The 25,134-nt window shown below is 53.0% G+C and carries 23 protein-coding genes, 1 tRNA gene and 1 pseudogene; 8 read left to right on the forward strand and 17 right to left on the reverse strand.

Annotated features, from left to right (window positions below; genetic code table 11):
* Positions 1 to 8: 8 nt before the first annotated feature.
* Both AAGQ96_RS13210 and AAGQ96_RS13215 read right to left on the reverse strand, forming a co-directional pair.
* Positions 9 to 260 carry a hypothetical protein gene (locus tag AAGQ96_RS13210; protein WP_147198601.1) on the reverse strand — a complete coding sequence of 84 codons (252 nt, stop codon included), beginning with the start codon at positions 258 to 260 and terminating at the stop codon, positions 9 to 11.
* 81 nt (positions 261 to 341) lie between these two features.
* The gene (locus AAGQ96_RS13215) at positions 342 to 1,037 is read right to left on the reverse strand and encodes a phosphohydrolase (RefSeq protein ID WP_147198602.1); all 696 of its coding nucleotides are present in this window, start codon (positions 1,035 to 1,037) and stop codon (positions 342 to 344) included.
* Positions 1,038 to 1,631: 594 nt separating this feature from the next.
* Here AAGQ96_RS13215 and AAGQ96_RS13220 point away from each other — a divergent pair.
* From AAGQ96_RS13220 to AAGQ96_RS13235, 4 genes are all read left to right on the forward strand, one after another.
* Complete coding sequence (locus AAGQ96_RS13220) at positions 1,632 to 2,291, forward strand: hypothetical protein (RefSeq protein WP_147198603.1); 660 nt, start codon at positions 1,632 to 1,634, stop codon at positions 2,289 to 2,291.
* Between the two features lie 207 nt (positions 2,292 to 2,498).
* Positions 2,499 to 3,281: a DgsA anti-repressor MtfA gene (mtfA, locus tag AAGQ96_RS13225; protein WP_342755564.1), complete on the forward strand. Its 783-nt coding sequence runs from the start codon at positions 2,499 to 2,501 to the stop codon at positions 3,279 to 3,281.
* 99 nt (positions 3,282 to 3,380) lie between these two features.
* Positions 3,381 to 3,456, forward strand: a tRNA-Asn gene (locus AAGQ96_RS13230).
* A 288-nt stretch (positions 3,457 to 3,744) separates the two neighbouring features.
* Positions 3,745 to 4,302, forward strand: coding sequence for a UPF0149 family protein (locus AAGQ96_RS13235; RefSeq protein WP_342753790.1), 558 nt, complete (start codon positions 3,745 to 3,747; stop codon positions 4,300 to 4,302).
* A 111-nt stretch (positions 4,303 to 4,413) separates the two neighbouring features.
* On the opposite strand, the gene AAGQ96_RS13240 is transcribed toward AAGQ96_RS13235, so the two are convergent.
* On the reverse strand, positions 4,414 to 4,590 hold the full coding sequence (locus tag AAGQ96_RS13240) for a hypothetical protein (protein WP_168199633.1): 177 nt from the start codon (positions 4,588 to 4,590) through the stop codon (positions 4,414 to 4,416).
* A gap of 233 nt (positions 4,591 to 4,823) precedes the next feature.
* Between AAGQ96_RS13240 and AAGQ96_RS13245 the strand changes: the two genes are divergently transcribed.
* The 3 genes from AAGQ96_RS13245 (at position 4,824) to AAGQ96_RS13255 (ending at position 7,826) form a co-directional block, all read left to right on the forward strand.
* Complete coding sequence (locus AAGQ96_RS13245) at positions 4,824 to 5,459, forward strand: TetR family transcriptional regulator (RefSeq protein WP_342753792.1); 636 nt, start codon at positions 4,824 to 4,826, stop codon at positions 5,457 to 5,459.
* Between the two features lie 153 nt (positions 5,460 to 5,612).
* Complete coding sequence (locus AAGQ96_RS13250) at positions 5,613 to 6,989, forward strand: D-arabinono-1,4-lactone oxidase (RefSeq protein ID WP_147198671.1); 1,377 nt, start codon at positions 5,613 to 5,615, stop codon at positions 6,987 to 6,989.
* Positions 6,990 to 7,004: 15 nt separating this feature from the next.
* On the forward strand, positions 7,005 to 7,826 hold the full coding sequence (locus tag AAGQ96_RS13255) for a glycosyltransferase family 8 protein (RefSeq protein WP_147198672.1): 822 nt from the start codon (positions 7,005 to 7,007) through the stop codon (positions 7,824 to 7,826).
* An 89-nt stretch (positions 7,827 to 7,915) separates the two neighbouring features.
* Here the strand turns inward: AAGQ96_RS13255 and AAGQ96_RS13260 are convergent, their stop codons facing one another.
* From AAGQ96_RS13260 to AAGQ96_RS13280, 5 genes and pseudogenes are all read right to left on the reverse strand, one after another.
* On the reverse strand, positions 7,916 to 8,386 hold the full coding sequence (locus tag AAGQ96_RS13260) for a phosphonate C-P lyase system protein PhnH (RefSeq protein ID WP_147198673.1): 471 nt from the start codon (positions 8,384 to 8,386) through the stop codon (positions 7,916 to 7,918).
* A gap of 91 nt (positions 8,387 to 8,477) precedes the next feature.
* On the reverse strand, positions 8,478 to 8,915 hold the full coding sequence (locus AAGQ96_RS13265; protein WP_342753793.1) for a lysozyme: 438 nt from the start codon (positions 8,913 to 8,915) through the stop codon (positions 8,478 to 8,480).
* A gap of 120 nt (positions 8,916 to 9,035) precedes the next feature.
* Positions 9,036 to 10,415 (reverse strand): lytic polysaccharide monooxygenase, encoded by a 1,380-nt coding sequence (locus AAGQ96_RS13270; RefSeq protein WP_342755565.1) that lies wholly within the window; start codon positions 10,413 to 10,415, stop codon positions 9,036 to 9,038.
* A gap of 15 nt (positions 10,416 to 10,430) precedes the next feature.
* Positions 10,431 to 11,630: pseudogene (locus tag AAGQ96_RS13275) on the reverse strand (glycosyl hydrolase family 18 protein); the annotation flags it as partial.
* Between the two features lie 402 nt (positions 11,631 to 12,032).
* Positions 12,033 to 13,937 (reverse strand): hypothetical protein, encoded by a 1,905-nt coding sequence (locus tag AAGQ96_RS13280; protein WP_342753794.1) that lies wholly within the window; start codon positions 13,935 to 13,937, stop codon positions 12,033 to 12,035.
* Between the two features lie 333 nt (positions 13,938 to 14,270).
* Here AAGQ96_RS13280 and AAGQ96_RS13285 point away from each other — a divergent pair, with 333 nt between their 5' ends.
* Positions 14,271 to 15,149, forward strand: a complete 879-nt coding sequence (locus AAGQ96_RS13285; protein ID WP_342753796.1) for a LysR family transcriptional regulator — start codon at positions 14,271 to 14,273, stop codon at positions 15,147 to 15,149.
* 172 nt (positions 15,150 to 15,321) lie between these two features.
* On the opposite strand, the gene AAGQ96_RS13290 is transcribed toward AAGQ96_RS13285, so the two are convergent.
* The 9 genes from AAGQ96_RS13290 to AAGQ96_RS13330 form a co-directional block, all read right to left on the reverse strand.
* On the reverse strand, positions 15,322 to 15,828 hold the full coding sequence (locus tag AAGQ96_RS13290) for an Lrp/AsnC family transcriptional regulator (protein ID WP_147198677.1): 507 nt from the start codon (positions 15,826 to 15,828) through the stop codon (positions 15,322 to 15,324).
* 139 nt (positions 15,829 to 15,967) lie between these two features.
* Positions 15,968 to 17,284, reverse strand: coding sequence for a 4-aminobutyrate--2-oxoglutarate transaminase (gabT, locus tag AAGQ96_RS13295; RefSeq protein ID WP_147198678.1), 1,317 nt, complete (start codon positions 17,282 to 17,284; stop codon positions 15,968 to 15,970).
* Between the two features lie 114 nt (positions 17,285 to 17,398).
* Positions 17,399 to 18,526 carry a M20 aminoacylase family protein gene (locus AAGQ96_RS13300; protein WP_342753797.1) on the reverse strand — a complete coding sequence of 376 codons (1,128 nt, stop codon included), beginning with the start codon at positions 18,524 to 18,526 and terminating at the stop codon, positions 17,399 to 17,401.
* Position 18,527: 1 nt separating this feature from the next.
* On the reverse strand, positions 18,528 to 19,454 hold the full coding sequence (locus AAGQ96_RS13305; RefSeq protein ID WP_342753798.1) for a glyoxylate/hydroxypyruvate reductase A: 927 nt from the start codon (positions 19,452 to 19,454) through the stop codon (positions 18,528 to 18,530).
* Entirely contained in the window at positions 19,454 to 20,290 is an 837-nt protein-coding gene (locus AAGQ96_RS13310; protein WP_342753799.1) for a GNAT family N-acetyltransferase, read from the reverse strand. Before AAGQ96_RS13310 ends, AAGQ96_RS13305 begins: the two co-directional genes overlap by 1 nt.
* Before the next feature lie 11 nt (positions 20,291 to 20,301).
* Entirely contained in the window at positions 20,302 to 21,633 is a 1,332-nt protein-coding gene (locus AAGQ96_RS13315) for an FAD-binding oxidoreductase (RefSeq protein ID WP_342753800.1), read from the reverse strand.
* 21 nt (positions 21,634 to 21,654) lie between these two features.
* The gene (locus AAGQ96_RS13320) at positions 21,655 to 23,319 is read right to left on the reverse strand and encodes an ABC transporter ATP-binding protein (RefSeq protein WP_342753801.1); all 1,665 of its coding nucleotides are present in this window, start codon (positions 23,317 to 23,319) and stop codon (positions 21,655 to 21,657) included.
* Positions 23,316 to 24,167 carry an ABC transporter permease gene (locus AAGQ96_RS13325; RefSeq protein WP_147198684.1) on the reverse strand — a complete coding sequence of 284 codons (852 nt, stop codon included), beginning with the start codon at positions 24,165 to 24,167 and terminating at the stop codon, positions 23,316 to 23,318. Before AAGQ96_RS13325 ends, AAGQ96_RS13320 begins: the two co-directional genes overlap by 4 nt.
* Positions 24,167 to 25,120 (reverse strand): ABC transporter permease, encoded by a 954-nt coding sequence (locus tag AAGQ96_RS13330; protein ID WP_147198685.1) that lies wholly within the window; start codon positions 25,118 to 25,120, stop codon positions 24,167 to 24,169. Before AAGQ96_RS13330 ends, AAGQ96_RS13325 begins: the two co-directional genes overlap by 1 nt.
* Positions 25,121 to 25,134 lie beyond the last annotated feature (14 nt).

The raw sequence follows: 25,134 nt of genomic DNA on the forward strand, positions 1-25,134 counted from the left end.
GGGTAACACTATTTTTTCTTTTTCGATTTTTTCAGCAACGCACGGATTTGCTTAAGTTCACTGGACGTTAATTGCGCATCGACCTCTTCGGACGTATCCAGGTTATCCACGGTGGGATGCGGATACGTTGTCAGGCTACTGTGCAGACGCTGACTAACCTCCTGACTGAGCGAAATTTGATTTTCCGTGGCCAGCGTTTTCAGCGTTTCTTTCAGATTTGGATCGATTTTTATTGTTAAGCTAACGGTGTCGGTAGTCATGTCCGAATCTCCTGATAAATGACCGCAACACCCTCGCATGAAAGCTTGTGCATAACCATACTGTCACAAAAATTTAATATTTTAGTGACTCGTGGCAAACGCCTGTAATACATCCTGATCCAGCGCGCAAAAATCCCCGTTCAGCTCGGCGCACAGCTTTGCCATGTAGGTCACCAAAAAATCGGCATTATGACGCGCCAGCCGGCGCCCCTCTTCGGTATGCATGGTCTCAGGCAGCTTAAGTAATTTTTTCTGAAAATGATCCAGCGCCCATTCCGCATCGTTTAAAGGCCGCTCCTTACCCAAGGGGTCGAAGCTGTCAAACAGCGAACGTCCCAGCGCACCGGAAACATAAAACACGCGAGCCAGTCCTATTGCGCCTAATGATTCCAGTCGATCGGCATCCTGCACGATTTGCGCTTCTAACGTTTCTGCTACCACACCCGCGCTAAAGCTGTGAGCGTGAACGGCATGCGATACCGCATCATGTTTCTCTTCAGGAAAATCAGGGAAAACGTCCAGCAGGATCCGACGCGTCTCAACGGCGGCCTTTGCGGAAGCCAGGTGACGCTCTGGATGATTTTTAGGCAGGTTAACGATGTCATGAAAATAACACCCGGTAAGCACAACCAGCTCATCAGCCGGTGTGTCTTTCATAATACGCTGGGCAGTCAGCCAGACTCGACGTAAATGCGCGACGTCGTGAGCTTTATCATCCTGAGGCCATGTCGCATGCAGCCAGCTTTCAAAGCGGCGTTGCCAGTGATTAAGAGTCATAGACTTCTCCTTATAGTTTGAACTTGTAGAGATGTCAGTGGGTTAACGCTCATCCACTGTAGATAAGGGCAGCGGGCCCGATGCCACCCTTCTCTGTTTATAGCGCTTATCTTCACATTTTCGCAATGCGTTTTGGTTTTTCAGGTTTTTACCCAGCCTTTAATTGCTGATTTTTTATGCAAATGGTTAAACATTAATAATGTACTTTTTGTAATAAGTTATCGGCATTTTGACGCACAGTAAGTTAGAATCATCATCAACCCACAATCGATTCTGGCAGCGGAGCGTCGTAACAGTAACAGATTGTCTCAGGCTGCTGTTAACGTAAGAGATTGTAAAGACGGCATATGTCAAATTTATGATCGCGAGGATTGTTGGGCCTGAACCCGCAGGTCAGACCTGCGAAAATGCCGCCCTTGTCCCTGAAGAGTACAAGGCGGAACAGGTAGCTTAAATAAAAAAGCTCAGCTTATGTTTCATTTGATTTAAAACACACACAGTTCCACGCAGGCTAAAGTTCAGATTAATCTGTATTGTCATTTAAGTAATGGCTGCGATCGGTGCCTTAACCAAATAAGTAACAGGGGTCAAACCATGAAAGAACGCCCGATTTTGTTTAACGATCAACGGGTGCGAGCACTGCTCTCAGGCCAACAGAGCCAGACCCGGCGCATTATGAAATCCCAACTCTTTGGACCAGGACAAGATAACCACGAAGGCTGTTATGGCATTGATGTCTTAAACAACCACCTCCAGGGCAACCGCGTAATGGGCATGGGAAACTTAAGTTACCACTGTCCTTTTGGGCAGCCCGGCGACCGTTTATGGGTGAGAGAAACCTGGCGAGGCCCGGTAATTCCCCCGGAAGAAATGGCCGAATACGAACGTAATCCCGAACGGTTTAAAACGCCTGACTATTGTCAATATCGTGCCGATACCGGAACCTTTTCCAGCGCCGCTGAGGAAGACGATCAGTTCGGCTGGCAGGCGGGCATCCATATGCCGCGCTGGGCAAGCCGCATCAATTTGCTGGTAACGGCGGTGCGGGTTGAGAAGATTCAGGACATCAGCGATGACGATATTTTTGCTGAAGGCGTGCAAACTGACTCTCACTTCCTGAATAACTTTTTCACTATGCACAATGAAGTGATCTCCCCGAAAGACAGCTACCGCAAACAGTGGGCGCTGCAGTATGGCGGCACAAGCTGGGAAGTGAATCCCTGGGTTTGGGTCATCGAATTTAAACGCGTCTGATGACGTTCATCCCGGCTGAGATCGCCAGCCGGGATGCTTATTTTGCTCCTCACCCACCTGCGATCACAGATTCTCTCTGAATTTACTGATTAAATTGCCGCTCTGCGTCCATACGCGAAAACGTTTATCCTATTGCCGAATGTAACAGTTGCGGTTAACAGTATGCTGCGGCATGGTAATACCTCCTCCACCGAATTGGGTTGCATGATGATCAAATGGCCCTGGAAAACCAAAACGGCTGATAATCTGCCCTGGCAGCAGGCACTGGCAATCCCATTGCTGCAAACGCTAAGTGAGAGCGATCGGCAAAAGCTCATCCAGCTTGCCCAGCGCTTTCTGCAACAGAAACGGCTGCTGGCTTTGCAGGATTTCGTTCTCGACGATGTGAAATCTGCGCGTGTCGCCCTGCTTTTTTGCCTGCCCGTGCTCAATCTCGGTTACGAATGGCTCGATGGTTTTCATGAGGTGCTGATCTATCCCGCTCCTTTTATGGTGGACGACGAGTGGCAGGATGAATTTGGCCTTGTGCACCGCGAGCGTATGGTCCAGTCAGGTCAAAGCTGGCAGCAAGGCCCCATCGTGCTGAACTGGCTGGATGTGCAGGACTCATTTGATCTTTCAGGTTATAACCTGATTATTCATGAAGTGGCCCATAAACTGGATGCCCGGGGCAGCGACTACGCTAATGGCGTGCCGGCAATGCCGCTGCGCGACGTGGCCGGCTGGGAGCGCGAGCTGAACGCGGCGATGACCAGTATTCAGGATGAAATAGATTCGGTAGGCGAGAACGCGGCAACTATCGATGCCTACGCGGCCAGCGATCCGGCCGAGTGCTTCGCCGTGCTGTCGGAATACTTCTTTAGCGCGCCTGCTTTACTGGCGGAACGCTTTCCTCAGCTGTATGAACGGTTTTGCCGCTTTTACCGCCAGGATCCCAGGCGTGCTGGCCGGGAAGCTGAATCGAGGCAAAATGGCAGCATCGTTCATTAACTGTGCGGATTGAGTTATTCCCAGCCAGTTGAAAGCTATCGGGTTTTTTAGTGTTGACACGCCGGGCCTGCCCCGCTAATATGCGCCCCATCAACCGATTCCTCTGTAGTTCAGTCGGTAGAACGGCGGACTGTTAATCCGTATGTCACTGGTTCGAGTCCAGTCAGAGGAGCCATATTAGAGAAGCCCGCTTAAGGAAACTTAAGCGGGCTTTTTGCTTTTCCGGTTCGCACAATACGTGAAGGCTCAAAAGCCTGTCGACATATTTTGCGTGGTCATTTTTATTTTCGGCTGGCTAAAAAGGCATCATAATAACAATCAAAGTTTGCACCGATGCGCTGGTAGTGCAGACAATACCGCTGCTGAAAGCCGCTTTTTAACGATGTACGGTAGCTTTTTAGGTGAGCGGCGTTGAAAATAGCGCCTTACTGCGCTAATTAACGGATATATAAGGGGTTATGACATGCAACAAGGACCACTGACGGCGGACGAACTGGAGTGGCTGGACGATATCCTGATGAACCACGGCAATGATGATGCGGTTATCGACGCATCGGAGCTGGATGGTTTACTGACCGCCGCGCTTACCGGGCCTGGGCAGATCAAGCCAGAAGATTTACAGGCCGCGATCTGGGGCGGTAAAGGGCACGATCCGGAATGGGCATCGCCTCAGGAGCATCAGCGCTTTGTCGATCTGGTCTCTCAGCATATGAACGATATTGCTGAACGCCTGCGCGATTATCCCGACCAGTTTGACCCGCTATTTGGCACCAGTACTGAACAGGGTCAGGAAGTGACCATCGTTGAAGAGTGGTGTATTGGCTATCTGAAAGGGATGACGTTAAAAGACTGGTCGTCTTTGCCGGATAATCTTCAGCCCGCGCTGGAAGCGATTGAACTGCATGGTCGCGAAGAAAACCACGCCCGGTTCGAACAGATGTCCGCCGAAGCGTTTGAACAAAGCCTTGATGCTATCCGTCAGGCGGCGCTGAACCTGTACGCTGACTGGCCGCTGCATTAAAGCATTGCAGGCAAATGAAATCTGGGTACCTTTACAGATACCCGGTTCGAAAATCAGTCAGGAGCGCACAGTTCATTCCAGTAGCAGAAGCGGAGCGTCAGGCGATAGCGGTTATTTTTCACTGAAGGCCCTCGCGCGCAGATAACTCATCTCGAAGCCATACAGCTGGCTGATCGGCAGCAGAGACTCACTCAGCCTTGAGGGATCAACGCTCTCTTCCAGCGGCAGCGGCGAGGAAAGCCAGTCGGTGAGAGTAGCAAATAACTTTTTCAGGCCCGAGGGTTTCATGACGTTCTCCTGCAATTCTGTGAATGGATATTTGCGGTAAGACAGTTTTAACCTCAGGCACCCCGTGAGGGGAAATATCATATTCTTCCGTCTTTAGCCGGAATCTGGCTTTAGGCTGCGGCCAGACGGCGGATTCGCGGTGAATAGCGCAAATCTCACCGGCGATTTATGGTATGATTATCTGTTCAAGTTACTTACATGGCCCCGCCACATCTCGGATTATCTGACCCGCTATGCCAGCTATCATCAAGCGAAAAAACGACCCGGAAGGGTTAAAGAAACGTATCCTTGCCGGTGCGCTTGCGACTTTTGCCGAATTTGGCTTACAGGGCGCACGCATGGAACAGATTGCCGGACATGCGCAAACCACCAAACGCATGGTGGTTTATCACTTCAGCAATAAAGAAAATTTGTACATGGCAGTGCTGGAGCAGGTTTATCAGGCTATTCGTCAGCATGAGACCCGTCTGAATCTTGCCGAGATGCCGCCGTTGCTGGCCATGCAGAAACTGGCCGAAGCCAGCTTCGATTACCATATCTCACATCCCGATTTTATGCGGCTGGTGTGCAGCGAAAATCTGATGCGCGGCCGCTATATTAGCCAGTCGTCACGCATCAAAGAGCTGAATCAGAGCGCGCTCGACGTGTTGGAGAACATCCTGATACGTGGCAAAGCCGCCGGCGTCTTCAATGCTGATGCCGACACGGTGGACGTGCACCGTCTGATCAGCAGCATCTGTACGCATAACGTTTCGAACCGCTACACCTTTCACACGCTGTTTGGCGGCGACGAAAACGAGCAGCAAAGTATTGCCCGAAATCGCCAACTGGTGGTTGATGCCACGCTGCGTTATTTAAGACCTTCCTGAATAAACCTGTACAATACCGAAACAGAGTGTACAGTTTTTTTCACCCTGAAGCCTGACGTTCCGGGGCAATTCAGCTACCCTTATTGGGGTTTAATCACGAAAGCTCGTTTCCGCGCTTTTCACGTTTTTTAGCCATATACCAGGAGTTAATTAATGGCACGCGAATATGCCGGCTATCCCCGCCGCCACCCTAATGCCGAAGACGGCAAAGTATGGAACTGGGCACAGAACGCCACGCTTGCGGTAAAAAATGCCGTGAGCATTCCGGAAAACGAAAAAGAGTTGCAGCAGCTGATTGCGACCAGTACCGGTAAAATCCGTATTATGGGCAGTCGCATGTCGCCAGGCCGTATGCTGGCGCTGGCAAACAAGGGCGACACTCTGGTTGATATGAGCCGTTTACGCGGTCTGATTAGCCTTGACGAACACAGCGCCACGTTTGCGGGCGGCACGCTGATGCATGAAGTGTACGAAGTGCTGACTGCCGAAGGCAAAATGTTGCCCTCTTCGCCCGGGGTCATCGCCTCGCAAACGCTGGCAGGCGCGCTGGCAACCGGTACACATGGTCAGGGTTTACAGCAAAGCTCTATTGCCGACGAAGCGTTAAGCATCCGCATGGTGCTGGCGGACGGCACGGTTGCCGATTTCGATCGTCAACACCCCAAGTTTCATGCCGTACAACTGGGTCTTGGCAGTTTAGGCGTGGTGACTCAGGTGACGCTGCGCACGACCCCTTCGCTGATTTATACCTGTTACAAAAATGCGGTAAGCGGCGATACGCTGGAACAGGATATTTATGACTGGAACCAGAATTATGCGCTGAGTAAAGCCTGGTGGTTCCCAAACGAAAACCAGGTGCACGTCTGGGCCGCACGTGAAGCCAATAGCGAAGAAGTTGCGCAATACCACGCCAACAATAGCGAGCTGATCAAGCAGGAAGAAACCAGCGATGCGATGAATGAAACGATTGAACAGACGCTGGAGCATATGCGCAGCGACACAAAAATCGTGGATGAAAACGGTAAACCCTTCCGTACCGTAACGCGGTTTAAAGATTTTTCCGACGTCACCGGTGACGTTTACCAGGTCTTTTGCCGGGGCATCGCCACGCCGCAAATCAATGTCGAAATCGGCATTCCTTTAGCGCGTACGGCCGAGGTGATCCGTAAGATTAAGCAGTGGCACAGTGAAACACAGCCGCATATGCATTATCCCATAATTTTACGCTGCACTGGCCCGTCGGACGCCTGGCTCAGCCCATCGTATGGTGCGGATACCTGCTTCTTTGGCTTTGTGGTTTATTATGCTGAGGACGGCTCGCTTTCTGAAGAGGGTGTCAGTTTCCTGCAGGCGATTGAAAAAGTGTTAGCCGCTGAAGGCGGCAGACCGCACTGGGGAAAATATTTTGACGCTGCGCTTTATAACTGGCCAGAAATTTATCCTCAGTGGGACGCGTTTCGCCAGGTGCGGGACGAACTCGACCCGCAGCGTAAATTTGACAATGCGTTTACCGCAGAATTATTAGATTGATTGAGGAGAGTGCCAATGAAGGCATGGGCAACCCTGCTGACGCAGCCGGGCTATTTGATCGGCGTTCAGGCGCTGCAAAAGTCGCTGAAAAAAGTCGGCAGCCGCTATCCGCTGGCGGTAATGGTCACGGAAAATATTGATGCCCGCAGTCGCCAGACGCTGGAGAACGAAGGCTGTCTGGTGCGCGAAGTTCAGCCTGTCAGTCCGAACAGCAGCCTTGAGCATAATTATGCCAACGCGCGCTTTTCCGAGGTGTGGACCAAGCTGGCGGTCTGGCAGCTGACCGAATTTGAACGCATTGTCTTTCTCGATGCCGACATGTTGGTCATCCAGAATATGGATGAATTATTTACGCTGCCGCTGGCGGAGGACGAAATTGCCGCCTGCCACGCCTGCCGCTGCAATCCGAACAAAATTCCCAGCTATCCAAAAAGCTGGCGGCCAGAAAACTGTTTCTACAGCTACTGCCGGTCGGTCGACCACACCGAACAGCTGGATGAGGTGGATAACTACCTCAACGGCGGTTTCCTGGTATTACGCCCGGACCGTGCGGTTTATGAAGATATGCTGGAAAAGCTGGCGGAACTTAGCGATCTCTCGCGCTATCTGTTTGCAGAACAGGATTTCCTCAACGATTATTATCATCAGCGCTGGAAACCCCTGCCCTATATTTACAACGCACTGAAAACGTTACCCTTCCAGCATGCTGCTATGTGGGAAATGGGCGAAGTGAAGAACGTTCACTATATTATCGATAAGCCATGGGAAAAGCGTCCTGAAACGGGTGACCGTTACTATCCGCTGAATAAACTGTGGTGGGATGTAATGGATGCCTGATTCAGCCGCGGCACGCCTTTAATCATCAGGTGTGGCGTTAAGGGCGAATGGATTTGCCCTTTTCGACGCAGGCTCAGCGACCCGCCTGTTCAGCAGACCTGAACATGGGTTGTATGTGGCAGAGCCATCATCTTGTCTTCGCAGGTGAAAATCAGATCGACGTTGCCCCGCGCCTCGTCGCGCAGATAACGTAATACTCCCTCAGGCAGACGCGGTGCTACAGCACGCTTTTCCAGCCGACCCGGGCCGCTAAGACGTAGCGTCAGGCCCCCGTTCAGCGCAGTAACCTCAACAATCACCGTAGCCGCTTTTCCTGATTCTTTTTGATGAGGTCGCAGGCTGTCTGACAGCGAATTGACCAGAGATAACGGATTAACATAAAGCGGCGTATCGCGATCCACCAGCGTCATCTGCACGGCGAGAGCGGCTGGAGATGCCTCTCCCCCTGACGAACGTGGCAGAGAAACCACCACGCCCGGTTCGCTCATTGCTTTCTGGATCAGGCGGAAAGCCCGCTGTGAGTCAGCAACCGGATGCGTAAAGCTGGCCAGTAAAGTCATCGTTTTATCTCTTATCAGGTCGTTTGATTAACGATCAGCATGCAGAACGAATATGACAAGCAGGTGACTTCAGGATGGCTATAAGATGAATTCACGATAAAAACAGCTTTCGTTCACGCTCGCGGCGAGGCAGCAGAATACTGGTCGCGCTGCCCGCGCGTTTCCACATCAGAAAAGCATCAGCTGCTCCCTGATAATCACCTTCGTTCAGTTTTCGCCTTACGGTGGAGCCGGAAAAAGCGCCGGTGCCAATATTAAAAATCAGGCTGCACAAGGCATCGTACTGATTTTGCGTTAACGCCATTGTCACCTGTCGCTTAATGGCCCGTTCGACCACATCAAGATCGAGTAGCAGCAGCTCGGTCGATTTTTCCGCATCGATTTTCATTCCAACACTGACCGCGATGCCGTCTACGGTACCCGTATGGCCTACGCCAATCGTAGGAATGCCGACCACATCAAGATAGCCCGTTAATCTTTCGCCCTCTTCTGCTTTCAGAAAGCGAATCCCTTTATCACTAATGTTCATGATATTTCCCAACGTTGTTGCCCTCTCTTTTCCATGGACACTAACAACATCATTAATCTGATTTAAAATAAAAAGGCCAGATCCCCCTGGCCTTTACGCTATGGCTGTCTACTGATGACGTTAAATCACTTCACGCCACAAAGAATCTTCCAGGCCAGGTGCCCAGTCCGGTGAGTAAGAAATATGGGTCACTAAAGCCACCCAGTTTCTGCCCAGGTTACGTACAATCTGCCCCACCTGATAAGAACCACCCAGCACCCATTGTGGGTAATCGCTGTCGGCGTCATCGCCGCTGTCATTGCTGGCTGCGGTGGTGATGCTCAGCACATTACTCGGTACAGAAAGCTGACCTGCGGCGTTCTCTGCTGCCACGAAGTAACGGTAGGTGGTTGCTTCCTGTAAACCAGCATCGGTGTAGCTCAGCTGAGAAGCCGGCACACGTGCCACTTCATTGCCATCGCGGTAGATGATATAGCTGCTAACTGAACCGGTAGACGAGCCCCACATCAGCGCAACACTGTTAGTGGTAACTGACATGCTGTGTAACTGCACCGGTGCAGTAGGTGGTGTACCTGGCAGGATCACCGCACTGGTACGGGCTGAAACAATCTGGCTACGTGCAGACTCTTGACCGGCCGCATTCACCGCGCTGACGGAATAGCTGTAAGCCGTATCTTCCTGCAGGCCGTTGTCGGTAAAGCTCAACTGAGAACCCGTAAACACCGGGTTGCCATTACGGTACAGACGATAGGTCACGCCAGCGGTAACGGAGGCATTCCACGCCATAGTGATGCTGTTGGTGGTCGTAGCGCTTGCACGCAGGCCGGCAGGTACAACCGGGTCGTTATTGTCTGGCGTAACGCTACCGGCGAAATCCAAATCGATAACCTGGTAGAAAGCATTCCCTGTATCGGCAACTTCCCATACGGCCAGCAGAACGTGATAACCGTTACGCTGTGGCAAAGGCACATCGTGCGTGGTCGGGCCGGTTGGGCGCAGCACGCTACCGTGGCTCCAGAAAGGCTGTTCAGTGAACTCAACCTTAAAGAACGGCTCTGATTCAAACTGCGCACGGCTCAGCGGCAGGTTTGGATTCCAGTCTTCACGGGTAATAAAGTAGTTATAACGACGCGTGGTATGTGCCGCCGTGTAAGTCCAGGTAAACTTCATCACCTCGGATGACGCAACGGTATGTTTTTTCCAGTGTGTACCTGGCTCATCCAGGAACAGACCATCGCCCTGGTTTGCGCTGGCAATTTTGCCATCCGGCGGCGGCAGAGCATTGGTAGAATCCGTTGGCGCTACGATATCGAACAGGCCGCGGTCAAGGGCAGGGAAAAATTTACCGGCTTCACGCTGGTTTAGCTGGCCCGCATTAAGACGGCCTTCCTGCCAGGCGAAATAGGCACGTGATGCAGGGGTGGCGATATGACCATGGCGTAATGCCGGTTTTACTTGCGCACCAGATGAATCTGACATTGTTTTAAATCCTGTGGTCATTTTGGATGTATTCAGTACCTGCCATAGCGAAGTGGCTAACGCCGGTGTCCAGTAAATATTTGAGGTGTGCTGCATTACGCAAATGTAATCCTGAGAGATCCAGCTCACTTTCGCGCCGTCGTTATAACGCACACCGGCCTGCCATTCGGCATAGCCCGGCGTTGGCTCAGGCGTTGGTTCTGGAGTCGGTTCTGGAGTCGGTTCCGGTGCTGGCTCAGGGGTCGGCTGTGGTTCTGGTACAACGCCATCACCCGCCAGATAGCCATAACGACGAATAAATTCCCAGTCGTAGGCGTTGCCTTCAACGCTGGTGCCTGCATCCCAGTTAACAGACCAGGTCATCAGGCCCGCGATGGGCAGACCCGCCGCCTCAAGACGCGCCAGCGCTTTATAGACAGCCTCAGGATCAACGACGTAGCCAGTGGCAGCAGCATCGTTATTGGTTGGCAGGCCGATAATAAATTTATCGTGCGGGATCTTCAGGAAATTACGGGTACCGGTGACTAAACTCTCAGTCAGGTAAAAAAGAAAATCTTCTTTCATCGCATCATTACTCTGCGAAACCCAGCTGGAGATTTCATCAACCCATACACCATCGCCGCCCTGATTGTAGAACTGCGGAGCGATGTAATCGTAATAGCCTTCGAGGCCGTTGATATAAGGGCTGTAATGACCGCTCTGGCTCAGATAAGGGAATTCTGGCGCCATACTGATGATGAAGTTTTTATTCTGCAGACGATAATGATCTTTAACCATTTTCAGTGCGGCAGGGATCACGGTCTGGTTATCAGCTGCGGTAATAGCCGCCTGCTCCAGATCGATATCCAGGCCATCGAAACCAAACTTATCCGACAGCGTAATAATACGTGCGGCAAGCGCCTGTTCATCACCCGCGTGCAGTTCAATGTGTGCATCAGCGCCGCCCAGTGAAATCAGGACTTTACGACCCTGAGCATGGACCATATCGACCTGCTGACGAAACTCGGCATCGCTACCTTTGTAAGGTTTGAAATCAGGAATACGATCGTTGAGATCCAGCACTTTCATAAAGGCTACAGCGATAACGTTATACTGTACTGGAATGTCGGACAGTGCCATTTCCAAAAAACGGCCGCCTTTATACCCCTGGCCATTTTCTGCTGGCCAGTTGTGCCAGAAACCCATTACAATTTTATTTGTCATTATTTCTATTCCACTTATCAATAATAAAGTCATTGTGAATGCAATGACGGAGAGAACAATCTGCACAACGATTGCTTGACGACAGGTATTTTATTTGAAGTGGCTAAAGACTCAATCGCAATAATTAAGCGACACCGCTACAAATTAACAATCATATGAAATAAATGAGTTTATTTCCTGGGGTAAAATACTTATTAAAACCGTTTAATTGCCATTTATTTAAGCTTTTGTTTTTATTGCTATAATAATTTATTCTGGCCTCATAACGACCTCTTTAAATTACACTCCTCCACGAATAAACTTCCATATTGCCATTTACCCAACGGGCAAAGATCAAACGTTTTAAGCCGTAGTTAAATAACGCTGACAACGCACTAAAGCCCAAAAAAAGCCGACCTGTCGGGGCCGGCTTTTATTAAAAATGAGCGTTATGGTTTAATTGATCGGTCTTAACTCAATCCCGTAAGCACGCCCGTTTACCATTACGCGCAGGCACTCTGTGGCGTTTCCTACGGCCGTCGTATTGACGACCCGGCTACGCATTAACAAATCGTTGTTATGGTTATAGCCGAAGCCGACATTTTCATTACCGGACCAGTGCTGTTTAAACGCAGTATCTGCCTCTGCATCCAGTGCAGCCGCTTCTGTCGTGGACAGCATGGTATAGGATTTATCGAAGCGGAAATGCACGCCACGAGCAAAACGGTCAAAACAGTTGGTGGTAATCAACGCTATAGAAAAGCCGGTAAACTTGGCGATCTTAACGTAAATACTGGCTTTGCTGCTGCCCAGGTTTTTAACAATGACTCGTGTTACCGGGCAAGAGCCTTCACCGGCCCACGAAGTAATAAATTGCCCATTAACATTCTGAATCGAAATTTTCGCTTCGCCTTCCGGTGTACGGGTAGAGTAATCATTTTGGGTCTGGGGCATGGCCGCAAACTGAGAAGACCCAATAATGCGCATCTGTAGCTGAGTCGTCCATTCCGGCGCTTCGATATCGCCAACTTTAAACCAGGTTTCAGCATCACGGCGGTTATCCATCCGATCTGGCGAGGTGATGTACTGATAGTTTAGCGAACCCTCGAGTTTCAGCCCGTGGTTCTCAATCCAGGTCTGGCCACTTTCATAGGCTGACAGCCAGCGATCGCCGGTTTCTGAAAGATCCATACCCGCCCCATCATGCACATTGAGCATGGTAGAGATGATGCGTGTATGGTGGCATTTCAGCGGATTGGTATTGTCTTCAAGGTTCAACGCCTGAATGGACCACTGTCCGTTAGAAATGTTACCTGGAAACTCCGTATGCTCGATCCAGCCGTTGTTAATAATGCACTGTGTCGCACGCTGGAGATCGATCATCTCTGATTTAGTGCCGTACTGGATATTAAAATTAGTCAGTTCAATCGCGGTAAGATGATCCCATGAACCGGCTGCACGGTCCGACCATCGGCCATAAATTACCGTCCCGGCACAGCGACTGGCGTACCACTGGTCAATCTTACAGTCCAGGGTATCCAGCAGATCCAGCCCGCGGCCCCCCAGATTATTAAACTGCATGCCGGTCACGCGGAGATACTGACCACCCTGAATGATGTTTTTAAAGAAGCCTTTCGTTTTCGTATTATCCTGGCCTTCAACACCAATACCGTGGATTGAACACCACCGCGCGTTGACGGTGAACATATACTCGCCGTCTTTCTGATCGGAGAAGAGTTTGGTAGCAGGGAAGTAGCCAAAGTTAACGTGGCTGCCGGTCAGGCGGAAACGGCTGGCCTCGGTGGCAGAAATATCGAATTTAGAAATGAAAAAGTGCCCCGCCGGGAAATGAATACCGATATTTTCGTGTGGGCGAGTATTGGTTTTTCTGTCCAGCTTACGTGACCAGTTCCACATGCGGGTGACGGCTTCAAGGCAATCCGTTTTTCCATCGGGAATCGCACCAAAATCAACAACGCTCAGTACTGAAGGATGCGCCACATAACGGACCCATCTTGCCCCCCTGGCAGTCACGATGGTCACGCCAAAATCTTCAACGTTAACTTTGTCGTTTAAGTCATAGGTAAAGATCCCGCCGCCGTATCCTGTTCCTTCATCATAAGAGAGGACGACCGCTATTTCACCATGCGTATTGGGTTCAAGAGAACGTAATTCGCTGACAGACTGGAGCGTAACAAAGTCTTTCGGTTCACTTATTTTAGACTGAAGCTCAATAGCTATTTTCTCAAAGTCAATACTTTTGCCGTCTTTATCAATTACGTTTAATTTGGCGGCCGTTTCATTTAGGTTACTTAGCGCAGTTGTTAACTTATTAGCGCTATTGTCATTTACATTGCTCATTTAAAGCCTCTTTATTAAAAGATATTTGCGTTTTGGTGTTGAAATTTAATGAATTGAAAACTTGATATTAAAAATTATAGTTTTTTCCGTCAGAAATAGCGCATAAAGCGATATATTTTGCTGAATCTTGAAGGTTGTGGAGAATAATAAGCAAATGGTAAATGGGCAATTTCAAAAATTAACCACAGGAAGTAAAAAATAGCATCTACATGAATAACCTCAGTAAAACAGTATTATTGCCCCGATCCCCCCCTCACCGTAACAATGATAAGTATGCTATATTTTTCATTAATTTACGTAGTATTAACATCTAAGGCACCGGCGGGGGGTTGTATGTTCTTATCATCAAATCTTAAGTGTTTCATTGTATTAGCCAGAGAAAAGTCACTGAAAAAAGCCTCAGAATTCCTTTTTGTTACCTCATCACCCATATCAAGAAGAATTAAAATACTGGAAGATGAGTTAGGTTTTAAATTGTTTTCCAGAAACGACCATGATTTCACGCTCACCAAAAAAGGACTCGAACTTTATGAAAAAATCATGCCCTACTATAATAAAATGACAGAGCTGGAAGATTTTTTCTCCCAGAAAAAAACTAACGTTAATATTAAACGCAATCTGATGATTGGTGTGGAAAACCTCAATCCATTTTTGTTTAATTTATTGGTTAAAACCAAAAAGAAAACGGAAAGCGTCTCCTACTGTGCATGCGATATAAAAAACTCCATGGAAGCTTTGCTGGCAGGCGAAATTCACGGAATTATTTCGCATCGACAAATAGCAGAAAACGGTATTGTCTCTATGGATTTTTTTAGTGAACCAGCCTGTTATCTTTTCTCGAACAAATACCCCGACTTTCAGATTAGTGATAACAAAAACATCCCGATCATTATTCCCAACAATGGTTTTTATGACTCTTACATAAAAAATGCGCACACCCGGATCCTGACACTCAGCCCGACTGCGCAAGTTATTATTGTTGATGATATTTCTGACTATCTGACTCTTATCAGTAGCGGGGAGGCTGTTGGCCTGATCAGCCAGTCCATGGTTTCATTTTATAAAAGTAAAATAGACAATTTCAATGAAATCAATTACAGGACAGAATCGATCTTTCCCGAGCTCAAAACCTACATTTATTATCTTAAAGAGAGAGAAAACTCGGTTAAATTAGCGATCGTCAGTAGCAGCGAGAGTCGCATCGCTTCCTGAAACCACAGCTGCACTGTCGTTGGTTTAATCATTCAGCAGTACGCTCTCTCCCGCCGGGTTCAGGAAGCACTGAATAACGGGTTTATAGTGGGGAAAAGTGACAGGTATTCTGAGCTGGCCAAAGGATGGCCTACCCGACCTCTCAGTCAGGCAAGGCGCATGAGTCAGTAAATCAGAATTCAACCTGGGTATGACGGGAAATCAACGAGCGCAGCGGCACGCTGCTTTTAATAATCGGTGATTTAATAACGATATAGCTGAAGTATTTATCAATACCAATTTTTGCATCCAGCAATGCCTCAATCACTTCCTGATAATGCTCAATACTGCGGGTAATAAAACGCAACAGATAGTCGTAGCCCCCGGTAATCAAATGACATTCCATCAATTCGTCAACCTCACGTATCGCTGCTTCAAAACGCATAAAGTCTTCACGTCGATGACCGCTTAGCGTTACTTCAGTAAAAACTGAGACCGAATCGGTGATTTTAGGAAGATTGATATGCGCCTCATAGCCGGTGATAAACCCTGCGCTTTCAAGGCGTTTAACCCGCTGCAGGCAAGGGCTGGGGGAGAGTCCAACGGCATCGGCAAGGTTCACGTTACTGATGCGGCCATCTTTTTGCAGCTGCACCAGGATGTTGATGTCGATGCGGTCCAGTTTCATTAAGCCGTTCATAACACCCCTCATTGTTACCAGATTGTCACCAGTAACGAAGGTATAACACGCTTTCCGCCGGCTGCGCCAGCGTTTTACCCGGTTACACCTTCGCCGGTGATTAGCAATAAATGTAAGAATATCAATGAGGAATAATCGGTCAGCCCAACCGTCCACTGGCACGCGCCAGCGCAATATCAAAAATATGCAGCGCTTCTTCCAGCTGTGAATCGCTGGTAACCAGCGGTGCAAGAAAGCGAATGGTGTTGCGCTGTACGCCACATTTAATTAACAGCAATCCTTCCTGACAGGCGCATTCGAGGATTTTTTGTGTCAGCGCGGCATCCGGCTTTCCGCTCTCGAAATCGATAATTTCTACCGCCTGCATCAGACCAATGCCCCGTACGTCGCCAATACAGGCATATTTTTCCGCTAACAGCCGCAGCCGGCCGGCGAGCTGGCTGCCGAGCTGGTTAGCTCGCGCCAGCAGGTTGCCTTGCTCCAGTAAATCCAGCACCGCCAGTGATGCCGCGCAGGCCAGCGCATTGCCGCCATACGTTCCTCCCAGCCCGCCGGGCAGCGGGGCTTCCATCACCTCAGCTTTGCCCACTACCCCCGAAATCGGCAGACCCCCGCCAAGACTTTTGGCTACCGTCACCAGATCCGGCACGATGCCGGTATGCTGAAAACCAAACATCTTGCCGGTACGGCCAAACCCTGTTTGTACTTCATCGCAAATCAGCAGGATGCCGTGACGGTGGGTAATCTCACGTAACGCCTGCATAAAAGTGGCAGAAGCAGGAAGGAAACCGCCATCGCCCTGCACCGGTTCAATAATAATTGCCGCCACGCGTTCCGGGGCAATCTGCACCGCAAACAGCGTGTCCAGCGCTTTCAGGCAATCCGCTTCGCTAATCTTATGAAACGCATTTGGAAACGGCACGCGATAGATGTCGCCGGGGAATGGCCCAAAATTTTGTTTGTAGGGCTGGCTCATGCCGGTTAGCGTACAGCCTAATAAAGTGCGGCCATGAAATGCGCCGTCAAAGGCAATAATGCCGGGACGATTCGTGTAGGCGCGGGCAATTTTCACCGCGTTTTCAACCGCTTCTGCGCCGCTGGTAAAAAAAACGCTTTTGAATTTTTCTTCCGTGCTAATCAGCCTGTTCAGCCGTTCGGCCAGTTCGATATAGCCTGGATAGGCCGCTACCTGGAAACAGGCATGCGTAACCTGTTGCAGCTGCTTTGTGACGGCCTCGATCACCGCAGGATGGCTGTGTCCCACGTTGAGCACGCCGATGCCCGCAACAAAATCCAGATAGCGATTGCCTTCCACATCCCACACTTCCGATCCTTTTGCTTTCGCAATGACCAGCGGATGTGCGGTGACCACGCCGCGCGGTACGTGCGCTTCGCGGGCATCCAAAAATAGTGCGTTATCTACAAATGTGTGCTGCTCGTCCAGTAAATTATGCATCTCTCTTCCTCAATGAATGACGTTAACTCAAGTATCGCAATAAGCCTTTTCCCGCCGCTGCCGAATTAACGGCGGCGGCAGCATTACCTGTCGAAAAGCGAGTGGATCCGTGGATTAAATGTTTACCGGCATGGTGGTGCGAACGACTTCGCAAAACCAGGCCACGCCATAAGGGATCACGGCGTCGTTAAAGTCATAGGCGGAATGATGCAGCGGCTGGCTGTCACCTGAGCCCAGCCACAGATAGGCGCCGGGGCGCGCCGCCAGCATAAAAGAGAAATCTTCAGACGTGAGCGCCGGGCTGGCGGCGGCAGAGGCTTGCAGACCTGCCCGGCCCGCCGCTTGCAGCGCAATTTGCGCCTCCGCTGGCGAGTTAATGGTGGCGGGATAATAGCGGTTATAGGCCACGGTCGCCTGCAGCCCATGCGCGGCGGTAACATGTTCAGCCATCTCGCACAGGCGCTTCTCGATAGTGTCCTGCACGGCCAGGCTGAAGGTGCGTACCGTACCGGTGATGCTGGCGCTGGCCGGGATCATATTGTGGGAAAAGCCGCCCTGAATGCGCGTTACCGTCAGCAAAGCGGGCTCGCAGGGATCGACCGCGCGGGCAACGATAGTGTTGAGCTGCACCACCAGTTCGCTGGTTGCCAGCAGCGTATCCGCGCTCAGATGCGGTTGTGCTGCATGGCCGCCACCCCCGTTAACGGTAATATCAAACCGGTCGGCCGCTGCCATAATCGGCCCGGCACGCGTTTGCGCGGTGCCCAGCGGCAGCTCAGGCCAGTTGTGTATGGCATAGACCGCGTCACAGGGGAAGCGGCTGAACAGACCGTCTTCAATCATCGCGCGCGCGCCGGCCAGCCCCTCTTCCGCAGGCTGAAAGATAAAAATAACGGTGCCGTCAAACTCTTGCGAAGCAGCCAGCTTACGTGCCGCTCCCAGCAACATAACGGTATGCCCATCGTGGCCGCAGGCGTGACAGCGACCGGCGTGCAGGCTTTTCCAGGATTGCGTCCCGGCATCGTCCATCGGCAGCGCGTCCATATCCGCGCGCAAACCAACACTCCCCGGACCTGTTCCGCGGCGCAACACGCCGACCACGCCGGTTTTACCGATATTGCGATGCACCTCAATACCCAGCGCAGCCAGAAAATTGGCCACGATATCCGCCGTGCGGTGCTCATCGAATCCCAGTTCGGGATGGGCGTGCAGGTCTCGTCGCAATGCCGTTAAGTCATCCATCTCAGTATCCTCGCTCTCTGTCCACCACGCCCGTCATCGTTTCGCCACGTTCGAAACGGCGGAGGTTATCCAGTAACGCCTGAACCGCGCTTTCCGGCTGCGTCTGGCTGGCAATATGCGGCGTCAGCCAGATGGCGGGATGCTGCCAGAACCGATGACCGACAGGCAGCGGCTCGGGCGAGGTCACGTCAATCACCGCCGCCGACAGCTGTCCGCTATCCAGCGCGGCCAAAAGATGATCGTGTTGCAGATGTTTGCCTCGTCCCACCTGAACCAGTGAGGCACCCTGCGGCAGCTGGTTAAACAGTTCGGCGTTCAGGATCCCTTCGGTAGCGGCCGTTAACGGCAGAAGGCAGATAAGGATATCGGTGCGGGCCAAAAAATTGCCCAGTTCACCCTGCCCGACAAAGCTCTTTACGCCAGCAAGGTTTTTGCCTGTGCGACTCCAGCCCGCGCAGTCAAAGCCCAGCTGTACAAGCGGCTGCAACACCGCCTCGCCCAGCGTTCCCATGCCCATCACGCCGACGCGGCTACGGGAAGCAGGCCGGCCTGGGTGCTCAAGCCAGACCTGCTGGCGCTGCTGTTGCAGATAGCGCGGCATATTGCGATGCAGCCCCAGCACGGCAAACGTGACATATTCCACCATGCCGCGGGTCAGGCCGGGCTCGACCATGCGCACTACCGGCAAACTGGCCGGCAGGCTGGCATAATCGAACTGATCGACGCCCGCGCCCACCGAAAAGAGCACTTTCAGATTGGGAAAATGCTGCATGATATTGTCTGGCGGCTGCCAGGCGATCAGGCAGTCAACCTGCTCAGGATCGACGATATCGGGCCAAAGCTGGAAACGAATGTCCGGCGCCTGCTCCGCCAGTAAACGCTGCCAGCGGCGTCCGCGTTCGGGTTCAGATTTATAGACGATATTCATCAGGCCATCGCCTGTGACATCAGGCCAAAGGCGCGGACGTCTTCGGGCTGCCAGGGTTTGCCGCGAACCATCGTGGTTGGGCGATCGACCTGCGCTAATCCCAACGTGTTCAGCCAGTCGCCCAGCCCGTATTCGCTGTCGGTATCAATACGGATAAACTGTCCCGACAGGCCGGACAGGAGTTCGCTGACCAACACTTTTGCCTGCGGCAGGCTGCGGCAGATAATCGGGCCAATGGCGTAGCCATGACCGAAGCGGCGCAGGCAGGCAAATCCCTCTACATTGCCCTGTTCTTCCAGCACGATAAAACGTTCTGCGCAGTCCAGCAGGCTGGCGATGAGTGCCGGACGATGCAGTCCATGCGCCTGGGTATCCAGCGCGGTCAACGCGGGGGTTTCCTCTGCATGTGCAGGACGAAGCCGCTGACCTTTGCCGGGTATAACAGCGGTAAAATCTGCCAGCTCACGACACTGATGCTGGGCAATTTCGCCACAGGTAACGAAGCCCAGTTTTTCGTACAGCCCTTTGCCCATTTCGGTGGCATGCAGCCGCAGGTTGATGCCTTCCAGCTTTGCCATGGCCGTCTGCATCAGCTGCCTGCCCAGGCCTTTGCCCTGCGCTTCCTCAGCGACGATGACCAGCCCCAGCGTGGCGTAATCGCCCCAGCGCCAGAAAAGCAGCGTGCCCAACAGCTGGCCCTCTTCCACGGCGGCCAGCCCTTCGCCCAGCGCCAGCGCCTGCTGCCAGTCGGCCAGTCGGTGCGGCCACTTCAAACGCTGAGTCAGCGCCACTGCGCGCTCCAGATGCGCGTCACTCATTGCAACGATGTCAATCATGCTTTTCTCCTTTACATCATGCCCGGCGTGGCAAGGTCGGAACCATCCACCAGCCGCGAATAGCGATAGGGTGTGGGATCGACAACGGGTGTGGCATCCATCGCCAGATCGGCGGCAAGCCGGCCAGAACCGGGGCCAATGCCAAAACCGTGGCCGCTGAATCCGGCGGAAACGATCAGTCCGGGAAGTTTGGCTATTTTAGAGATAACCGGCACCGCATCCGGCGTGCTGTCAATCATCCCGCCCCAGGCCTGCTCCACCCGCAGTGCGCCCATGGTTGGATATTCTCTGCGCATCGCGGCCAGTCCTTCCTGTACCAACCCCCGATCGGCCGCCGGATCGAGAATACGCACTTTTTCAAACGGCGACACGCCGTCAAACTGCCAGCGGGCCAGCGATTCCGGGCCGGTCATAAAGGCCGCCAGGCCCAGATCGATCTTCAGATTTTTGCGTCGCGCCTTGAAGGTGGGATAAAACTGACGTGCATAGCGTAAGCCCTGCACGCCGGGCGTCAGGCGGCCGCGTCCCGAAACCGACACGGTGTAGCTGCCGTCGGCCTGCGGGCGGCAGGCGAAACCCGGTGTATAGAGCGGCATACTAATAGCCTGCTCTACCGGCGAAGTGCGAAAAGCGGTGCCAATTACGTTCCCCAGCGGCAAATCTATCCCATGGCGGCGGCAGAACATGGATGTCCAGGCACCGCCCGCGCAAATCACGCGTGAGGTTTTGATCGGGCCGCGTTCGGTTATCACGCCGCTGACCTTACCGGCAGAAATATCCAGACCGCGCACGGCGCACTGTTGAAAGATGCTGGCACCCAAACGCTGAGCGGCAATAGCTATACCGGCCGAGGCTAGCGCCGGTTCCGCATGACCATCGGTGGGCGAGGAAACGCCGCCCAGCCATCGGCTGGTACTGCCTGGCGTCATCGCTTTCGCCTGTTCCGCAGTGAGAATATCGCTGCGCACGCCGTAGCTTTTCGCCATTTTCCCCCAGTTATCCCAGGCATCAATTTCGCTTTGATTGCCGGTAGCGTAAACCAGTCCGCTGCGGCGAAAGCCTAAATCCTCGCCGGTCTCTTTGGTGAGTTCTTCCCAACGCTGAAGCGCATGAATAATCAGCGGCAGCTCCCGTTCGTCACGGTTCTGCTGGCGGCACCAGCCCCAGTTACGGCTGGACTGCTCGCCGCCCACCAGGCCTTTTTCAATCAGCACCACGCTGACACCGCGCTTAGCCAGTTCGTAAGCAGCGACCGTCCCGGCAATACCGGCACCAATAATGACGACATCTGCCGCTGGCGGAAAATAGCGGCTGTCCTGAACGTAGCGAATCAATGCGGGCATAGTGTTTCCTCGTGATGCGTCTTAAAGCGCAATATCGTTAGCGTCATGTTCATCCAGCCAGCCCTGGCGAAGTTCTGGAACGGCACGTTTCAAACGTTCGTAATAGAGTTCGGTAGAGGGTTTATCGTAGTCGGCGCGCGCGACCTGCGTCACCATGCGCCCGTTTTTTACCACCATAATTTCGTCACAAACCGAGCGAACGGCATGCAGATCGTGGCTGATAAAAATTACCGATAAGCCCAGCTCGCGGCGCAGGTCGGTAATCAAATCCAGCACCGCCGCGGCCACCACCGTATCCAGCGCAGACGTGACCTCGTCACAAAGTATCAGATCAGGCTCCGCTGCCAGCGCGCGCGCAAGGTTCACACGCTGTTTTTGCCCCCCTGACAGCGCCCATGGCCTGCGCCACAAGACGCTGCGCGGCAGCCTGACCAACTCCAGCAGCTGGTGCAGCCGCTTTTCAAGCGCTGCGCCGCGCAGACCGTGAAACAGCTTCAGCGGCCGGCTGAGAATAGTGGCAATGCTATGCGCCGGATTCAGCGCGGTATCCGCCATCTGGAAAACGTACTGAATGCGGCGTAATTCATTTTCCGGGCGCGCGCGCATGTCCCCCTGAATATAGTGACCGTTGAACAGAATGTGGCCACTTGCAGGTGGATTCATCCCGGCTATCGCGTGGGCCAGGGTGGTTTTCCCGGAGCCGGACTCGCCGATAATGCCCATTGCCTGACCGCGGAACAGACGCAGATTGATATCATGCAGGATCGGAATTTTTGGCATGCCCTGACTGTCAACCGGGCCATAACCGGCAAACAGATCGCGGACTTCCAGCATCGGCTGGACGGTCGCGTCTTCAGGCTGCCAGGGCGTCGCCCGCATTTTTTGCTTTGCGGCATCCAGCAGCAGCCGGCTGTATTCCGCCTGCGGCGCACGCAGCAAGCTTTCCGTGGTGCCATATTCCGCAATCGCGCCCTTCAACAGAACTAAAATCCGATCTGCCATCTGTGCGACTACCGCCAGATCGTGACTGACGTAAATAGCGGTCATGCCGCGCTGTCTGACCACGCGACGAAACGCTTTCAGTACCTCGACCTGGGTGGTGACGTCCAGCGCCGTGGTGGGTTCATCGAGGATCACCACTTCCGGATCGCTAATCAGCGCCATTGCGGTCATCAATCGCTGTAGCTGCCCGCCGGAAACCTGATGCGGGTAGCGCTGGCCAATGGTGTCGGGGTTGGGCAGCGCCAGCTCGCGAAACAGCTCAACGGCTTTTTTTTCCGCTGCCGCCCGTTTCATCACCCCATGGATCACCACCGGTTCCACCACCTGATCCATAATTTTCATCGCCGGATTAAACGAGGCGGCGGCGCTCTGCGCGATATAGGCCACTTTGTTGCCACGAAACTGGCACTGCTGTTTTGCTGTTAATGAGGTGACGTCGGTTCCGGCAACGTGGATCGTGCCTTCGGCAATTTTACAGCCGTGACGTGCATAGTCCATCAGCGCCAGCGCGATGGTGGTTTTGCCCGAGCCGGACTCGCCAATCAGCGCCAGCACTTCGCCTTTCTGTACGGTAAAATGGATATCAGAAACCAGCGAGATTTCGCGGCCATCATCGCCATATGCGACCACCCGCAAATTGTCCACCGCCACAACCGGGCGGCTACTGTGTAACGTGACGCTCATGCAACCCCCTTCGCCGCGCTGAGCGGACGCATTGCCTGCAGGCTGTCGATAAACAAATTGGCGCCGATAGTCAGGCTGGCAATCGCGATGGCCGGCATCAGCACCGCCGGAGAGCCATCAAACAGGCCCTGTAGATTTTCACGCACCAGCGTGCCCCAGTCGGCATAGGGCGGCTGTACGCCCAGGCCTAAGAAACTCAGGCCGCTAAGCAACAGCACGATATACACAAACCGCAGGCCGAAATCGGTCAGCATCGGATGCAGCATGTTTGGCAGGATATCGTGAATGGCAATATAGAAGCGGCTTTCACCCCGCAGTGCCGATGCGCGAACGTAGTCCATTGAGCGCAGGCTGGAAGCCATCGCCCACGCAATACGAAACGCGCCGGGCCAGTAGGTGAAAACCGCGGTGATAACCAGCATCGGCAGTGAGGAACCGAATACCGCGACAATCATCAGCGCAAGAATTTTCCCCGGCAGAACCAGCATCGCATCGTTAATGCGGCCGAGAATCTCTTCCAGCCAGCGCCCGGCGACGGCGGCCAGCAGCGCCAGCAGCGTACCGGTCAGGCTGGCCAGCAGCGCCGCGCCCAGCGCCAGACCGATGGAGTAGCGGGCGCCATACAGAATGCGGCTGAACATATCGCGGCCCAGATAGTCGGTGCCAAACCAGAATTCCCGGCTGAAGCCGCCGAACATAGGGCCGCCGCCGATATCCTCCAGATTATGCGGTGCCAGCCCGGTGCCGAATATCGCCAGAAAAATCCACACCAGCGTCATCAGCAGGCCAATTCGCCCGCTTACGGTTAGCGACATAAAGAAGCGCCACGGTAGGGTTAGTGCGTTCATCAGCCTCTCCATTTTGGATTAAATGCAATGGTCAGGATGTCGGCCAGCAGCAGCAGAACCAGATAACAGCTGGCGAACAGCATCACGCAAAGCTGTACCACCGGCAGATCGCGGTTGCTGACCGCATCGACCAGCTGGCTGGCAAGCCCCGGATAGCTGAAAATGCTCTCGATAATAATCACCCCGCCAAACAGATAGGAGAGGCTCAGCGAAATCGCGTTGGCTATCGGGCCAACGGCATTCGGCAAGGCGTGACGCAGCATGGCACGCAGCGGTGAAACGCCTTTCAGCAGCGTCATTTCCAGATAAGGACTGTCCATCTGGTTAATCAGCGCCGAGCGGGTCATTCGGGCCATTTGCGCGACCAGCACGCAGCACAGGGTCAGTACAGGCAGCGCATAGGTTTTCAGATAACTGACAAAATCCAGCGCGGGCGTGCCTAACGACATAGCCGGAACCCAGTGCAGCTTCACGGCGAAGACAATCACGGCAATGGTGGCCACCAAAAACTCGGGCACGGCGACTACGGCCATGGTGGCCATCATCAGGCCGCGATCGAACAGCGATCCGCGTTTCATGGCGGCCGTCAGGCCAATCAACAGCGCCAGCGGAACCGAAACCAGGGTGGTGATCGCCGCCAGTTCAAAGGTGGCGGGCATGCGCGCGGCCACCAGTTGAGAGACCGGCAGATGGCTGGCGAACGAGGTGCCGAAATCGCCCTGAACCATCCCGCCCAGCCAGTGCAGATAACGCAGCAGCAGCGGCTGATCAAGCCCCAGCTGCTGCCGCAGCGCCGCGACCGTTTCCGGCGTGGCGCTCTGCCCCAGCACCATTTGCGCGGCATCGCCCGGCAGCATGCTGGTGATAAAAAACACCACGGCGGAGACAATCAGTAAGGTCAGGATGCCCGCGCCACAGCGGCGGGCAATCAGAAAAAGCATGTAACGGTTCATCGCCTTTCTCCTTA

This window comes from Pantoea sp. MBD-2R (assembly GCF_039134845.1).
Classification (GTDB): domain Bacteria; phylum Pseudomonadota; class Gammaproteobacteria; order Enterobacterales; family Enterobacteriaceae; genus Erwinia.